12 protein-coding genes are annotated in these 15,720 nt (G+C 70.5%); 5 read left to right on the top strand and 7 right to left on the bottom strand.

Annotated elements, in window-relative coordinates:
* The 3 genes from OHA64_RS39620 to OHA64_RS39610 all read right to left on the bottom strand — a co-directional run bounded on the left by OHA64_RS39620 (position 1) and on the right by OHA64_RS39610 (position 3,848).
* Positions 1-1,020 carry an ABC transporter permease gene (locus OHA64_RS39620; RefSeq protein WP_405621732.1) on the bottom strand — a complete coding sequence of 340 codons (1,020 nt, stop codon included), beginning with the start codon at positions 1,018-1,020 and terminating at the stop codon, positions 1-3.
* Entirely contained in the window at positions 1,017-2,534 is a 1,518-nt protein-coding gene (locus OHA64_RS39615; RefSeq protein WP_405621729.1) for a sugar ABC transporter ATP-binding protein, read from the bottom strand. The genes OHA64_RS39620 and OHA64_RS39615 overlap by 4 nt, the downstream gene beginning before the upstream one ends.
* A gap of 132 nt (positions 2,535-2,666) precedes the next feature.
* Positions 2,667-3,848 (bottom strand): ROK family protein, encoded by a 1,182-nt coding sequence (locus OHA64_RS39610; RefSeq protein ID WP_405621726.1) that lies wholly within the window; start codon positions 3,846-3,848, stop codon positions 2,667-2,669.
* A gap of 837 nt (positions 3,849-4,685) precedes the next feature.
* Here OHA64_RS39610 and OHA64_RS39605 point away from each other — a divergent pair.
* On the top strand, positions 4,686-6,140 hold the full coding sequence (locus tag OHA64_RS39605; protein WP_405621723.1) for a serine hydrolase domain-containing protein: 1,455 nt from the start codon (positions 4,686-4,688) through the stop codon (positions 6,138-6,140).
* Positions 6,141-6,262: 122 nt separating this feature from the next.
* Here the strand turns inward: OHA64_RS39605 and OHA64_RS39600 are convergent, their stop codons facing one another.
* The 4 genes from OHA64_RS39600 to OHA64_RS39585 form a co-directional block, all read right to left on the bottom strand.
* Entirely contained in the window at positions 6,263-6,940 is a 678-nt protein-coding gene (locus OHA64_RS39600) for a GntR family transcriptional regulator (protein WP_405621720.1), read from the bottom strand.
* 164 nt (positions 6,941-7,104) lie between these two features.
* Entirely contained in the window at positions 7,105-8,052 is a 948-nt protein-coding gene (locus OHA64_RS39595) for a beta-ketoacyl-ACP synthase III (protein ID WP_405621717.1), read from the bottom strand.
* A 149-nt stretch (positions 8,053-8,201) separates the two neighbouring features.
* Positions 8,202-8,336 (bottom strand): hypothetical protein, encoded by a 135-nt coding sequence (locus OHA64_RS39590; protein ID WP_356776527.1) that lies wholly within the window; start codon positions 8,334-8,336, stop codon positions 8,202-8,204.
* Positions 8,305-9,639, bottom strand: coding sequence for an OFA family MFS transporter (locus OHA64_RS39585; protein ID WP_405621714.1), 1,335 nt, complete (start codon positions 9,637-9,639; stop codon positions 8,305-8,307). The genes OHA64_RS39590 and OHA64_RS39585 overlap by 32 nt, the downstream gene beginning before the upstream one ends.
* Before the next feature lie 478 nt (positions 9,640-10,117).
* On the opposite strand from OHA64_RS39585, the gene OHA64_RS39580 reads away from it, so the two are divergent.
* From OHA64_RS39580 to OHA64_RS39565, 4 genes are read left to right on the top strand one after another with little or no spacing between them, the layout of a single operon-like run.
* Entirely contained in the window at positions 10,118-11,224 is a 1,107-nt protein-coding gene (locus OHA64_RS39580) for a 3-deoxy-7-phosphoheptulonate synthase (RefSeq protein WP_405621711.1), read from the top strand.
* A 54-nt stretch (positions 11,225-11,278) separates the two neighbouring features.
* Positions 11,279-12,667 carry an aldehyde dehydrogenase family protein gene (locus tag OHA64_RS39575; protein WP_405621708.1) on the top strand — a complete coding sequence of 463 codons (1,389 nt, stop codon included), beginning with the start codon at positions 11,279-11,281 and terminating at the stop codon, positions 12,665-12,667.
* Positions 12,664-13,989 carry a phenylacetate--CoA ligase family protein gene (locus OHA64_RS39570; RefSeq protein ID WP_405621705.1) on the top strand — a complete coding sequence of 442 codons (1,326 nt, stop codon included), beginning with the start codon at positions 12,664-12,666 and terminating at the stop codon, positions 13,987-13,989. Before OHA64_RS39575 ends, OHA64_RS39570 begins: the two co-directional genes overlap by 4 nt.
* Positions 13,986-15,716: a prenyltransferase/squalene oxidase repeat-containing protein gene (locus OHA64_RS39565; protein ID WP_405621703.1), complete on the top strand. Its 1,731-nt coding sequence runs from the start codon at positions 13,986-13,988 to the stop codon at positions 15,714-15,716. The genes OHA64_RS39570 and OHA64_RS39565 overlap by 4 nt, the downstream gene beginning before the upstream one ends.
* Positions 15,717-15,720 lie beyond the last annotated feature (4 nt).

The raw sequence follows: 15,720 nt of genomic DNA, 5'->3' as shown, positions 1-15,720 counted from the left end.
TCAGGTCGTGCTCGCGGTACGGCGCTGGACCAGCACGGCGACGACGATGATCGCGCCCTTGGCGATCTGCTGGACGTCGCTCTGCAGGTTGTTCAGGGCGAAGATGTTGGTGATCGTCATGAAGATCAGGACGCCGAGAACCGATCCGGTGATGGTGCCGCGTCCCCCGGTGAGCAGCGTGCCGCCGATGATCGCGGCCGCGATGGCGTCGAGTTCGTACAGGTTGCCGTTGGTGTTCTGGCCGGAGCCGGACAGGATGATCAGCAGGAAGGCGGCGATGCCGCAGCACAGCCCGGACAGCAGGTAGAGGTACAGCCGCTGGCGGCGGACGTCGATGCCGGCGAGCCGGGCCGCCTCCGCGTTCCCGCCGACGGCGACGGTGCGGCGCCCGAAGGTGGTCCGGTTCAGCACGAGCCAGCCGATGATCGTCACGACCGCGAACACCATCACCAGCGGCGGCACGCCGAGCACATAGGACTCGCGCTCGCCGAGGTCGAGGACGCCGTCGATGGTGACGATCTGGGTGCGGCCGTCGGTGATCTGGAGGGCCAGTCCGCGGGCCGAGGCCAGCATGGCGAGGGTGGCGATGAACGGGACCAGCCCGCCGTACGCGATCAGCAGGCCGTTGACCAGTCCGCACCCGACGCCGACGAGCACCGCGGTGAAGAGGATGCCCGCGAAGCCGTACTCCTGGGTGGCGACCGTGGTCGCCCACACCGAGGAGAGGGCGACGATCGCGCCGACGGACAGGTCGATGCCCCCGGAGGTGATGACGAAGGTCATTCCTACGGTGACGACACCGATCACCGAGGCCTGGGTGAGGACGAGTTGAAGGTTGCGGGTGTCGAGGAACGCGTCGGGCTTGGTGATGCCGCCGATGGCGATCAGCGCGGCGAGCACGCCGAGGAGGGAGAGGGTGCGCACGTCGGCGCGGAACGCGAGGGAACGCCACGCCGGGGGTTCGGTCGTCGACGGCACCTTGTCGGCGCTGTCCCTGGGCGGGGAGACGGGCTGCGTCATGTCGCCGGGCTTCCTTCCATGACCAGGTCGAGTACTCGGTGTTCGTCGAGGTCGCGTGCGCGCGCCGCGTGGACGACGCGGCCCTCGCGCAGCACCAGGACACGGTCGGCGAGGCCGAGGACCTCGGGGACCTCGCTGGAGACCAGCAGCACGGCGAGTCCCTCGTCCGCCAGTCGGCGCACGACGGCGTACAGCTCGGCGCGGGCGCCGATGTCGACGCCACGGGTGGGTTCGTCGAGCAGCAGCACCCGGCAGCCGCGCAGCAGCCAGCGGGCAAGGACGGCCTTCTGCTGATTGCCGCCGGACAGCGTGCGCACCGGCACGTCCGGGTTGTCGGGCCGCAGCGACAGTTCGCGGGTCGCGGCCCGGGCCGCCCCGTGTTCGGCGCCCCGGTCGATCCAACCGCCGCGCGAGAAGCGGGACATGGACGAGACGGAGACATTGCGGGTGACGGACTCCAGCATCAGCAGCGCCTGCGCCTTGCGTTCCTCCGGAGCGAGTCCGAGTCCGGCGCGGACGGCGGCGCGCACGCTGCCGGGCCGCAGGGCTCGCCCGTCGACGAGGACGCGACCGGCGGTGGGTTTGCGGGCGCCGTAGATCGTCTCCAGGATCTCCGAGCGGCCCGAGCCGACGAGTCCGGCGAGACCGACGATCTCCCCTGGCCGTACCCGCAGGTCGAGGGGCTCGAACTCGCCTTCCCGGGCCAGCCCTTCGACTTCCAGGACCGCGGCGGCCTCCGGGGCGGACACGGGCCGGTCGGGGAAGACGTACTCGACGTTGCGGCCGGTCATCAGCGCGACCACCTCGCGGGTCGGCGTCGACCTGGCGGGCAGCCCGCCGGCGACGGCCCGCCCGTCCTTGAGCACGGTCACCCGGTCGCCGATCCGCCGGATCTCCTCCAGCCGGTGGGAGATGTAGACGACGGCGACACCGTCGGCGGTGAGGTCGCCGACGATCCTGAACAGGTTGTCCACCTCGTCCGGGTCGAGTGCGGCGGACGGTTCGTCCATCACGATGAGCCGTACGTCGTGCGAGAGCGCCCGGGCCATGGACACGATCTGCTGCTGCGCCGCCGACAACCGCCCCACCAGCCGGGTGGGATCGATCTCCGGGTGCCCGAGTCGCTTGAGCAGAGCCGCCGTCGACGATCGGGCGGCCTTGCCCCGTACGACGAACCCGGCGGCCGTGGGTTCATGGCCGAGGTGGACGTTCTCGGCCACGGAGAGGTGCTCCACCAGGTCGAGTTCCTGGTAGATCGTGGCGATGCCGAGACGCATGGCGGCGATCGGCGAGCGGAGCGTGACGTCCTCGCCGCGCCAGCGGATGGTGCCGGTGTCCGGTTGGTGGGCGCCGGCCAGGACCTTGATGAGCGTGGATTTCCCGGCCCCGTTCTGGCCGAGCAGACAGTGCACCTCGCCGGCCTGGACGTCGAGGTCGACGCCGTCGAGGGCCCGGACTCCGGGGAACGACTTGGTGATGCCGGACATGCTGAGCAGCGATGGTTCTGGTGCCATGTGGTTCCCCTCGGCGGGCGTGCGGGCCGGTTCAGGGTGCCTGCGGGACAGGCGTTTTCAGGCAGGGCAAAGCAGGGCGCCGTACTGGTGTGCCGTACGGGACGCGCTGGTGCGGCCGCGCGTCGCCTGCGGCTAGGCGGGTGAGAACAGGTGGTCGCTGATGAGGCGGGCCGCGCCGATCACTCCGGCGGTGGGACCCAACTCCCCCAGCACGATGGGCAGGTTGCCGGTGGCGAGTGGCAGTGACTGGCGGTAGACCTGGGTGCGGATCGCGGCGAGCAGGGTGTGGCCGAGGCCGGTCACCCCACCGCCGATCACCACCAGGCCGGGGTTGAAGAAGGAGACCAGGCCGGCGATGACCTGACCGACGCGGTCGCCGCCCTCACGGATCAGGTCGAGCGAGGTGGCGTCACCCGCGGCGGCCGCGGCGGCGACGTCGACGGCGGTGAGGCCGCCGTTCGCCTCCAGTCGCGTCGCGAGTTCCGCCGAACGCCCCTGCTGGGCCGCCTCCGTGGCGTCCCGGGCCAGGGCGGCCCCACTGAAGTAGGCCTCCAGGCATCCCCGGTTGCCGCAGGCGCAGGGGCGTCCGTCGGGCACGGCCTGGATGTGCCCGATGTCGCCGGCGCTGCCTGTCGTCCCGCGGTGGACGTCACCGGCGGCGACGATGCCGCAGCCGATGCCGGTGCCGATCTTGACGCAGAGGAAGTCACCCACGGAGCGTGCGACGCCCGCGTGCATCTCCCCCATCGCCATCAGGTTCACGTCGTTGTCGACCATGACCGGGCAGCCGAGTTCCTGGCTGAGCGCCTCCCGCACGGGGAAGCCGTCCCAGCCAGGCATGATCGGCGGAGCCACCGGTACGCCCTCGGGGAAGCGAACCGGTCCCGGGACGCCGATTCCGGCGCCGTCGAAACCCTCCGCGAGCCCCGACGCCCTCAACTTCGCGGCCATGGACAGGACTTGCTCGAAGACCGCGACCGGGCCCTCACGGACGTCCATGGGCTGGTTGAGATGACCGAGGATCTCCAGCTCGGCGTTGGTGACGGCGACGTCGACCGAGGTCGCGCCGATGTCCACGCCGAGGAATCGCAGGCCCGGAGCCAGCCGGATGTTGTGGGAGCGGCGGCCGCCGCGCGAGGCGGCGAGTCCGTCGGCCACGACCAGGCCGGTCTCCAGGAGCCGGTCCACCTCCACGGCCAGCTTGGAGCGCGAGAGGTCGACCTGATCTCCCAGCTGTGCCCGGGAGTTGGGGCCGGCGTCACGCAGCAGCTTCAGCAGCCGGGCCTGGTGGGCGTTCGCGGGTCGTGCCGTCATGCGTCTCACTGACCCCTCCCCGCCTCAATCGGCCGCCTGCTGTTGTGCTTTCGAGGGGAACGTAGCAGCGGCTGCCGAACCTGGGAAGAAGCTGTGCACAGATTGGTGCCAACTTTCTCCACTCACAGGACAAAGGCTCTGCGGAGGACCACGCGCCTTGGTGCGGGCGGGGAATCGGTTCGTCCTGCTCTCCGGCCGGCCGGCGGAAACCGCCGACACGGGCAACGCGGTCGCCGGCTACCGCACACGGACTTCCTGAACGGCGAGACGCCGGGGCAGGCGGCCGGCACTCGTGGGCCTACCGGGTTGGGCGCACAGCCGTGGGCCTACGGGAGTGGGCACACACCGCTGGACCTACGGGGGCATGAAACTGGCAACCTCGCGTAATCGTGAGTCGCCTATTCAGCAGCATGTGGAGGCCGTGCTCACCGTGAGTGGTCGCCGGGGGCATAGTGGCGCCAGGTTCCTCCAGCCTCGGCAGCGAGTAGAGCGGTGGTGTCGTCGTGATAGCCGAGCATGCAGGCGACCACAGGGCCTGGAGGACAAGCTGGCGGATCGCGGCCGCGCGTCCGCGCTGGAGGGGGAAACCCCAGACGCCGTAGGCGGAGTTGGAGGACCCCTGTGGTCTGTGCGACATCCCGTGAGTTCTCCGAACCTCTACTGAGCTCTTGTTCCTGTGGTCAGGGGGTTCTTCCTGTGTCGGGACCTTGGCCGCCTACTGACGTAACTCAGGGATTCCCCCGGTAGCGCACGCCGTACGCACCTTGCGTACGTCGTTCCAACATGCGTACAGTGTTCGCATCGAGAGAACGATGTACGCATCAGGTGGGAGCAGACATGTCGAAGAACGTGAGCTGGGACGAGCAGGGCAACTGGGACGCCAAGGGCGAGTGGGGAACCCGGGACTCGGCGGGCCGGAAACTGGACCTCGCCCACTGGCAGTCCCGGCTCGACGAGCTGCGCGCCAAGCACCACGTACCGGCTGCGTCGCTGGCGGTCCTCGTCGACGGGGCCGTCCACGAGCTGGCCAGCGGCGTGCTCCACCGCGGAACGGGCGTGGAGGCGACGACCGACTCGGTTTTCCAAATGGGCTCGATCGCCAAGGTCTACACCGCCACCCTGATCATGCAGCTCGCCGATTCGGGCCAACTGGACCTGGACGCACCAGTCGTGGACGTACTGCCGGAGTTCTCGGTCGCCGACCCCGAGGTGGCCAGGGCGATCACCACGCGCCGGCTGCTCAGCCACACGAGCGGCCTCACCTGCGACTTCACCCATGACAGCGGGCGCGGTGACGACTGCCTCGCCAAGTACGTCGAGGCCGCGAAGGGCGTGGCGCTCGACTGCCCGCCCGGCGAGGCGCTCTCGTACAGCAGCATCGGGTACAACGTGCTCGGCCGCATCATCGAGGTGGTGACCGGCAAGGTCTGGGACGAGGCGCTGAAGGACCTGCTCTTCACCCCGCTCGGCCTTGACCACACGATGACGCTGCCCGAGGAGGCGCTGCGGTTCCGCGCGGCGATGAGCCACCTGGGTGAGCCGGGCCAGGAGCCGGACCCGGCGCCGTCCTGGGACCTGATGCCGCGCTCGGCGGGCCCGTACGGCCGGGTCATCGCCACGGCCGGGGACCTCGCACGGCTCGCGCGGATGCACCTCGCGGGCGGAGTGGCGGAGGACGGTACCCGGGTGCTCTCCGAGGAGACCGTCGCGCTGATGCAGCGCCGGGTCGTGGACTCCCCCGACAAGTGGTCGGTCAGCGCGGACGGTTGGGGCCTGGGCTGGACCCTCTACGACTGGAACGGCGTCCAGGGCTACGGCCACGACGGCGCCTCCATCGGGCAGTACGGCTATCTGCGCGTCGTCCCGTCGGCGGGTGTCGCGGTCGCGTTGCTCACCAACGGCGGCGGTGCGCGTGAGCTGTACGCGGCGCTCTACCGGGAACTCCTCGCCGAACTGGTCGGGGTGACGATGCCGGACGCCTTCACCCCGCCGGCCAAGCCTCCCGTGGTCGACTTCGCGCCGCTCGTCGGCACGTACCGGCGCGAGGGCGTGGTCATCACCGTGACCGAGCGGGACGGTGCGGGGCACATGGTGTATGAGTTCGTCGACGGCATGAAGGACTTCTCCGAACCACTGGAGATCGATCTGGTGCCGGTGACGGAGACGGTCTTCGCCGGTACGGGGGTGGGGGCGGCGTTCAGCGAGGACTACATGCCCGTGGTCTTCTCCACGCTGCAGGACGGCACCGGGTGCGTGTACATCGGGATGCGCTGCGGCCCCAAGGTCGCGTAGCACGGCTGCGCCGGCCGGAGCTGGGGTGGCTTCCTACACCCCCCTGGGCGCAACGGCGCGGTCACACACCCGTAGGCATGCCCTCACGGGGGCAACCACACTTAGGCCAACGCCCATGGAACCTACGCCCGTTGACGCGCGTGGTAAGAGCGGCGCGTGTGCTCCGTGTGCTCCCGCATCAGCTCGGTGGCGCGCTGCCCGTCACGCTCGGCGATCGCGGCGATCAGGTTCCGGTGTTCGATCCAGGACTCCCTGCCGCGCTGCCGCGCGACCGGCGTGTAGTACCAGCGCACCCGGCGGTCGACCTGCGCGGCGAGTTCGGCGAGGACCGCGTTGCCGGCGAGCTCCATGATCGTGGCGTGGAAGCGGGCGTTCATGGCGACCGCGCCGTCCACGTCGTCCGCGGCGACCGCCCGCTCGCCCTCGGCGCACAGTTCCTCCAGGGCGGAGACGCCGGCGCTGTCCGCGTTCGCCGCCGCGAGCCGGGCCGCCTCGGCCTCCAACAGCGTGCGTACGGTGAGGAGTTGGTCGGCCTCGTCCTCGGTGGGCTCGTGCACGAAGGCGCCCTGGGCGGGCCGCAGATCGACCCAGCCCTCGGTGTTCAGCCGCTGCAGCGCCTCCCGCACCGGTTGCCGGGAGACCCCGAGGTGGCCGGCGAGTTCGCTCTCGACGAGATGCTGGCCGGGCTGCAGCGCACGGGTGGTGATGAGTTCGAGCAGCGCCTCGTAGACACGGTCGCGCAGCGGGCCGGGTCGTTCGAGCTTGGGCACTGCACCCTGCGGCAGTCCTGTCGACAGCATCGCGGTCCCCCTCCTCGGCGGGCCGTGCACCACAGCTGTGAAGCCGGTGTCATCGGACACCCAGTATCGATTGTCTTTCGTCTACAGTCTACGGCTCACAGGGGCCAGGGAATCGGGGAGTCGTTCTCGTCACACCTCGACGTGCCGTGGTACTCACATGGCGCTCAGGGGCAGCGCACGACCTGCCCGGCGTACGACAGGTTCCCGCCGAAGCCGAAGAGCAGCACCGGGTCCCCCGCGGAGATCGTGCCCTGCTCCACCAGCTTGGAGAACGCGAGCGGGATGCTGGCGGCCGACGTGTTGCCTGATTCGGTGACATCGCGGGCGACCACGGCGTTCACGGCGCCGATCTTCTCGGCGAGGGGTTCGATGATGCGCAGGTTCGCCTGGTGGAGGACGACCGCGGCGAGGTCGGCGGGGACGAGTCCGGCCCGCTCGCAGGCCTGGCGGGCGATGGGGGGCAGCCGGGTGGTGGCCCACCGGTAGACGCTCTGTCCCTCCTGCGCGAACCGCGCGGGCTGCCCCTCGATCCGCACCGCGTTCCCCATCTCGGGTACGGACCCCCACAGCACGGGACCGATCCCGGGCTCCGTCCCCGGTGCCGCCGCCTCCACGACGGCGGCCCCCGCACCGTCGCCGACGAGCACGCAGGTGGTGCGGTCGGTCCAGTCGGCCACGTCGGACATCTTGTCGGCGCCGATGACGAGCGCGCGGGTCGCCGCCCCCGCGCGGACGGTGTGGTCGGCGGTTGCCAGCGCGTGCGTGAAACCGGCGCAGACGACGTTGATGTCCATCGCGGCGGGCGAGGGGATGCCGAGCCGGGCGGCGACACGGGCGGCCATGTTCGGGGAGCGGTCGATGGCGGTGGAGGTGGCGACGAGGATCAGGTCGATGTCGCCGGGGGTGATGCCTGCCGTCGCGAGCGCCTTGGCGGCGGCGTGGGCGGCCAGCTCGTCGACGGGTTCGTCGGGGCCTGCGATGCGGCGCGTGCGGATGCCGACCCGGCTCCTGATCCACTCGTCACTGGTGTCGACCATGCCCGCCAGGTCCTCGTTGGTGAGCACCTTGGCGGGCTGGTAGTGGCCGACGGCAGTGATGCGCGAGCCGTTCATGGGTGGATCCCCCTCGTTGCCTCAGGTAGCGGGATTCACCAGTCTGGTCAGTGACTCGCGGGTATGACGGCAGGTGATGCAACAGGAAACGGGCGCCGGGGTTGTCAGCTTCCGTCATCCCCTCGGACGCCCGAACACTTCCCGAACGGTTACCCGGTGAACAGCTGGGTCGCCTTCTGTACGAGCTCGTAGACGCCGTAGGCGAGCGGTGCCCCCACCCACAGCCAGGCGAGGGCGATCAGCCCCCGCCGGTCAGGCGGACTCTGACTGCTGTCGCTGGACATCGGCGGCCTCCTGCCTCGGCGCGGGGATGTGGTGACGGACATGGACGGGCCGGACGAGTTCGTTGGCCACGAAACCGACGACGAGCAGGCCGATCATGATGACGAAGGACAGACCGTACAGCGACGAGCCGTGTTTGCCCGCCTCCTCCTGCCGGTCGGCGATCCAGTTCACGATCAGCGGCCCGAGGACTCCGGCCGTGGACCAGGCGGTGAGCAGCCGGCCATGGATCGCGCCGACCTGGTAGGCCCCGAAGAGGTCCTTCAGATAGGCGGGGACGGTGGCGAACCCACCGCCGTAGAAGGAAAGGATCACCAGCGCGCACAGGATGAACAGCGGTTTGGACGAGTCGCCGAACAGCGCGATCAGCGCGTACATCGCGGCGCCCACGCCCAGGTAGACGCGGTAGATGTTCTTGCGGCCGATCAGGTCGGAGGTGGACGACCAGCCGATCCGGCCGGCCATGTTGGCCGCCGACAGCAGGGCGACGAAGCCGGCCGCGGCCGACACCGTGACGGGGGTCGAGGTGTCCGCGAAGAAGTCCGTGATCATCGGCGCGGCCTTCTCCAGGATGCCGATGCCGGCGGTGACGTTCATGCAGAGCACGACCCACAGGCACCAGAACTGCGGGGTGCGCACGGCGTTGCGGGCCGAGACCTGCGGGCCCGCGAGGGCGCTCGGCGCCCCCTCGACCGGCTTCTCGGAGCGCGGCACCCGCACCAGCAGCACGCCCAGGGTCATGAACACGGCGTACGTGAGCCCGTGGACGAGGAACGCGAGCGCGATGCCCGAGCTGTCGCTGCCGAAGGACTCCAGCATCTGGGCCGACCACGGCGAGGCGATGAGCGCCCCGCCGCCGAATCCCATGATGGCGATGCCGGTGGCCATGCCGGGCCGGTCCGGGAACCACTTGATCAGCGTGGAGACCGGCGATATGTAGCCGATGCCGAGGCCGATGCCGCCGACGAACCCGTAGCCGAGGACGATCAGCCAGTACTGCTCGGTGGCCGCGCCGAGGGCGGAGAGCAGGAAGCCGGACGAGAAACAGATCAGCGCCACGGTCATCGCCCAGCGCGGACCGTTGCGCTCCACGAGCGTGCCGCCGAACGCGGCGGACAGGCCCAGCATGACGATGCCGAGCTGGAAGGGCAGCGCGCTCTGCGTGCCGCTGAGGCCGAGGGCGGATTCGAGGGGCGGTTTGAACACACTCCAGGCGTAGGCCTGGCCGATGGAGAGGTGGACCGAGAGGGCGGCAGGCGGAACCAGCCACCGGCTCCACCCGGGGGGTGCGACTGGGGGACTCATGATCCCCAACGTTAGGAAGTCGGTGGAGAGTTGAAAAGTCGGCGCGTCGACCGTATGCGATGAACGGTACCCGGGACGCGCCGAACGGTCAGACCGACCGGTTTCCCTCGCTCCTTACACGGCCGACAGCGGATGGAGGGGGCGCCGTCCGGCCGAGGACGACGAGGGCAGGAATGTGCCTTGCGCCAAGACGTCACCTCGCCCGAGACCGCGGGTGGCGAGCGTCACGCACCCCGATGCAGCTAGGTGCACAACAACATGCTGCACGCGGCACAGGTGGCGGCCCGACTTGCGGATGCGGCACGGTAATTCATGTGCCAGCCGGATGGTTGTACCGCGAAATCACCATCTCCGTGCCAGTCCGATCGGCCTTTCGGAATGGGCACTCGAGGGATCCGGGTAGACCCGGATGATTCGTTGCCGACGCACGATTTCTGCGCTGAGCAGAACGAATTGAGGAACGATGCAGAGTCTTCACATGCCGACCGAAGCACAACCCGATTCCCTGACCGAACAAGTGACGCCGGAGCGCATCGGTGGACAATGCCGTACGCACCTCGCGAGCACCCCTGCGGAGCTCCTGAGCGCGCTTCCGCTGACCGCGGACGCGGCGCGTTCGGTGAGCGCCGGCCGTCGGATGACCCGCCGTGTGCTGAGCGGTGACGACGACCGTCTGCTCGTCGTGGTCGGCCCGTGCTCGATCCACGACGTGAACGCCGGTCTGGAGTACGCGAAGTCCCTGGCTGAACTGGCCGACGACCTCGCCGACGACCTGGCGGTGGTCATGCGGGTGTACGTCGAGAAGCCCCGCACGACGGTCGGATGGACCGGGCTGCTCACCGACCCGGGACTGGACGGCAGCCTGGATCTCAATCTGGGGCTGCGCACGGCCCGGACGCTGATGCTGGAGGTCGCCGAACTGGGGCTGCCCATCGCGACGGAGTGGCTGAGCCCGGCGGCTCCGGCGTACCTGGCCGACCTGGTCTCGTGGGGTGCCATCGGCGCACGGACCGTGGAGAGCCAGGTGCACCGGCAGTTGGCGAGCGGTCTGCCCATGCCCGTGGGCATGAAGAACGGCAGCAACGGCTCGGTGGGCGTTGCCGTCGACGCCATCCGGTCCGCGGCCGCCTCCCACGCCTACCTCGGCATCGCCCCGGACGGCGGGACGGTCACCCAGCGCACGAGCGGGAACCCCGACTGCCATGTGGTGCTCCGGGGCGCGTCGGACCGGCCCAACTACCGTGCCGAGGACGTGCGCGAGACGGCGCGCCGGTTGAAGGCGGCCGCGCTGCCGACCGGCCTGGTCATCGACGCCAGCCACGGCAACAGCGGCAAGAACCACGTCCGGCAGGCCCTGGTCGCCCGGGAGATCGGGGCCCAGGTCGCGACCGGCGGCACGGACGTCCGCGGCGTCATGCTGGAGGGTTTCCTGCTCCCCGGGCGCCAGGAACTCGGCCTCGACGAGCCCGAGTTCGGCCAGAGCGTCACCGACCCCTGCATGGGCTGGGAGGCCACCGTCGACGTGCTGCGGGACCTCGCGGCCGCGACCCGCAGGCGACGCGCCGCGCCGACCGCCACCCGCTGAGCGACTCATCACCCCAGGCCCCGTGACTCGCCGGAAGGAACAGGAGAGCGAACCATGCCGGACATCCCCGCGCTGGGCCCGACCGGGCCCTATCGGACGCGGAACCGCACCACCGTGACGGACGCCTCGGGCAACCCGGCACTTGAACTGGCGTCGGTCCCGGGTCTGGTCGTCTCCCACTGGATCGATCAGCTGCGCGTGAGCGGGCCTCTGCCCCTCGCTCAGACGGCGGAGGTTCTCAGGAAGGCGGCCGACGTCTTCGAGAGCCAGGTGATCCTGGGAGACGATCTGGAAGCACATGAGCAACGAGTGGCGGAGCTGACGGGCACACCCGTTCCCATCGTGCGCGAGTGCGACAGGCTCATCACGGCGACCCTGCGCGACGTGGGAAGGATGCCGTCCGCGGCCCGGCCCACGGGCTGCGCCCCGGTCGGCACCGCCGTGTCCGACGCGCCGCCGGCGGGCGCCGCGTGGCGCCGCACCGGTGACGTCTTCGCCGTGCACGCGGCCGGCAACAGCCCGGGGGTCCACGCCATGTGGCCGGAGGCACTGGCACTCGGCTACCGGGTCGTCGTCCGCCCCTCCAACCGGGACCCGCTCACCCCGCTCCGCCTCGTCACCGCGCTGCGGGAGGCCGGGGTGCCGGCGACGCAGCTGGTCGTGGCGCCCTGCGACCACGCGACGGCGGATCTGATCATCGAGCGCTCTGATCTCGCCATGGTGTATGGCGGCCAGGACGTCGTGGACACGTACCGGGGCCGCGCCGACATCCGGCCGCAGGGCCCGGGCCGCTCGAAACTGGTCGTGACTGCCGACGCGGACCGGCACACCGGGCTCGAACTCGCCCGCACGGGCGCGCTCCATCACGCGGGGACCGCGTGCACCGCGACCACCGGCGTGCTGGTCGAAGACGATCCGTCGGGATTCGCCGCCGAACTGGCCACCGCGCTGGGCAAGGTGGCACCGGCCCGCCCCCTGGACGACGAGGCGCTTCTGCCGTGTATGCCGGAGGCCGACGCCGAGCGGCTGGCGTCAGCGGTCATGAACCGGGCGCAGGACGCGATCGTGCATCTGGCACCGAGGGTCGAGCGGCTCGGTGGCGAGGGCTCCCTGTCGACCGTGACGCCGGCGGTCGTGGAACTGGCGTCCCCGAAGGACCCGCTGCTGTCGTACGAGATGCCCTTCCCGTGCGTGTGGATCGCCCCGTTCGAGCGCGGTGCGACGGACGTACTCGACGACTCACTGGTGCTGTCGCTGCACACCGAGGACCTGGAACTGGTCGCCGCGGCCTCGGATCTCACCTCGGTCTCCAACGTGTACCGGAGCTTGCCGACCTCGTGGACCCATCCGGACGTCCCGCACGACGGATTCCTCGGCGAGTTCCTGATGCGCGCCAGGGGGCTGGCCCAGACCGACGCGAACGAGAAAAGGAGTGCCAAGTGAAGATCAACACCAGGAGCGACCTCGACTTCATGGAGCGGATACAGCAGGAGGTCACCGCTCACCGCCGCGCATCCCCTTCCGAGGACGCCTACTACACGTCGAAGCTGACCGAGACCTGGCAGCGTGCGCAGCAGACGTCCGCCTACGCCTCGCTCGACGCGTTCTCGTCGCGGGCGTTCCTCGACCTGCCCGCGACGTCCAAGGACGACCTCAAGTCCCGGCCCCTCGACTTCCTGCGGGTACCGGTCGACGCGGGTCTGAAGTACTACCAGACCACGGGGACGACCGGGACCCCCACGCCCACGCCACGCACCGCCCAGGACATGATCGCCAACACCGTGTCCGTCGCCGAGGCCTGGCGCGGCATGCTGGCGGACAGCGGTCACCGCGCCCTGATCCTGCTGCCCTCGGACATCGTGCCGGTGGCCGACCTGATGGTCGGCGTCTGCGAGTTCCTGGGGATTCCCCACGTCAAGGCCTACCCGTACACCACCGGGATCTCCGACTGGGACCGCATCGTCGGACTGTGGGAGGTCTTCCGGCCGACCGTGCTGTTCGTGGCGCCCGGTGTGCTCCTGGAGTTCTCCCAGATCGTCAAGAGGCGCGGCCTGCTGGACCGGCTGAGCGAGTCCGTCGAACTCCTCATGCTGCTCGGCGAGGTGAGTACCCCCGAACTGCGCACGATGGCGGGGCACTGGTGGAACGCGCTTGCGTACGACGCGAGTTACGGCAGCACCGAGAGCGGCACGCTGGCCGCGTGCTGTGCGCACGACCGGCTGCACCTGCTGCGCGGTGCCAACTACTTCGAGATCGCGGACGAGGACGGCATCACGCCCGCCGAGGCCGGACGCGAGGGCCGGCTCGTCGTCACCCCGCTCAACAACGACGCCCGCCCCTTGCTCCGCCTCGACATGGGCGACGAGGTGTCCCTGACGGACGGCTGCCGTTGCGGTGAGGACACCCCGGTGGTCACAGTCCACGGCCGGGGCAGCGACGGGACCGAGATCAAGGGCAGCCGGGTCCGCACCCGCGACCTCGAAGGCGTCGTCTACGCGGGCCGCGACGTCATGGGCTACCTGATCGAGGTCGACGAGCGCGGCGCCTGGGCCCGGCTGCTGCTGGAGCGGGACCCGGGCACCGACCGGGACGCCGAGTCCGCGAAGAACGACCTCATCCAGCAGCGTACGGACGAACGCCTCGGCTTCCGGTGGGACGAGGTCCGGTTCGTCAACCGGCTGCCGGTGACGACGAAGAGCGGTGGTTCCCAGAAGAGCTGGAAGCGGTCCAACTTCCGGGTCGTGGACGAGGTGGTTCCGGCATGACGTACGACACTCTGCTGAGGTCGTCCGGAGTGGTCTCCGGGGAGTCCGATCTGTGGTGCACGTACGCAGCCGTACGGACCCTCCGCTGGCTCGGCCGTGTCGGCGACCTGCCGTCCCCCGAGACCGTCGCCGGCTTCCTCGCCTCCCGGCAGAACTCCGACGGCGGATTCGCGTGGTCGGCCGGCATGAGTTCCGACGCCTGGGCCACCTACTACTGCACCCAGGCCCTGGCCGATCTGCCGGCCGACAGCCGTGGCACGGTCCGCAGGTCGAGCTCCGCGTGGGTGTGGAGCTCCGCCCACCCGGACGGCGGGTTCGCGATGACTCCCGGTCAGGCGTCGGACGTGTGGGCCACCTACTACGCCGTACGCACTCTGGTGGAGATCTACGGCGAGCAGCCGCCTCAGGCGCTGTTCGACTGGCTGGCGGCGCTTCAGGCGGAGGACGGTGGACTGGCCTGGAGTCCGGCCCACGCGAAGGGCGGCGCGTCCGACGTGCGGGCCTGTTACTACGCCATCACCGCCTGGCGCACGGCCACCGGCGGAGAGGGTCCGTTGCCGTGGGACCGCGAGCGGCTCACGAGCTGGCTCAGGGGCCGGCAGAGCGCGGCCGGCGGGTTCACCTTCCAGGAGGGCGACGAGTCGGACTGTCTGTGGGCGACGTTCCGGGCCACCAGTGCCCTGAGCCGCCTCGACGAGACCCCGCGGGACCCCGCGGGCTGCGTCGCCTGGATCCTGTCCAGGCTGGGGCCGGAGGAGTCGTTCACCCGGTGGCACGGCTATCCCGTGCCGGACGTGTGGGCCGCGTTCTGCGGGGTGGGAGCACTCAGGGAACTCGGCGCCGAGCTCGACGACATCGCCGATGGGGTGGTCGAAACCGTGCTGTCCTTCCGGACCGCACAGGGCGGCTTCACCTATCGCACCCCCGACCTCGCCTCGGACGTCCTCACCACCTCTGCCCACCTGATGGCCGGCCACTTCTCGGAAACCGGGGAGCGCGAGGCCCTGCGGTGGACGGAGAGCTGCATGCTGCCCAACGAGGACGGCATCATGTACATGCCGGGTCGAGGGAGTGAGGTGCGGTGCACGCTCTGGGCCCTTTCTGCGGGGGCGTTCGACGAGGACGCCCCGGCCCGTGCCCGAATCGCGGGTTGGCTCACCGGTACCATCCAGAACCCCGACGGCGGCTTCGGCTACTGGGAGGGCCGCGCGTCCGACATGGTGTCGACGGCCGCCGCCGCCGAGATCCTCCACCGGATCGGCGGGGACTCCGTCACCGGCCACCTGCGGGACATCGCCGAGTACGTCGCTTCCTGCGAGACGGCACCCGGCCAGTACGCCAACGTGCCCGGCGGCGGGTCCACACTGCGGGCCACCCTGCAGGCGCTGCGGGCGCAGCACCGGGCGGTCGGGGCGGACGGCGCCCTCGTCGGTGAGGCCCTCGCCCGGCACCGGGTCCGCGGCGGCGGATACGCGAACGAGGGCAACCGGGTCCCCGACCTGCTGAGCACCTACGAAGCCGTGCTCGCGGCGGACACGTTCGGCCTCGAGTGGGACGCCGACCACCTGGCGAAGTTCCTGGACAGCGTGCGCACGGCGGACGCCGGGTTCGCCTGGACCCCCCTGATGGCCACGAGCGGGGGCCCGCTCGCCGACTGCCTGGGACGGCGTCTGGACCTGCGGCTGTCGCCGGAACGGCACGCCCTGCCGCCGCTGACCCTCTCGTGAAAGG

The sequence above is a fragment of the Streptomyces sp. NBC_00076 genome (assembly GCF_045041235.1).
Taxonomy (GTDB): Bacteria; Actinomycetota; Actinomycetes; order Streptomycetales; family Streptomycetaceae; genus Streptomyces.
The sequence above is the reverse complement of the archived record's forward strand: the minus strand, read 5'-3'. Positions and strand labels throughout refer to the sequence as shown.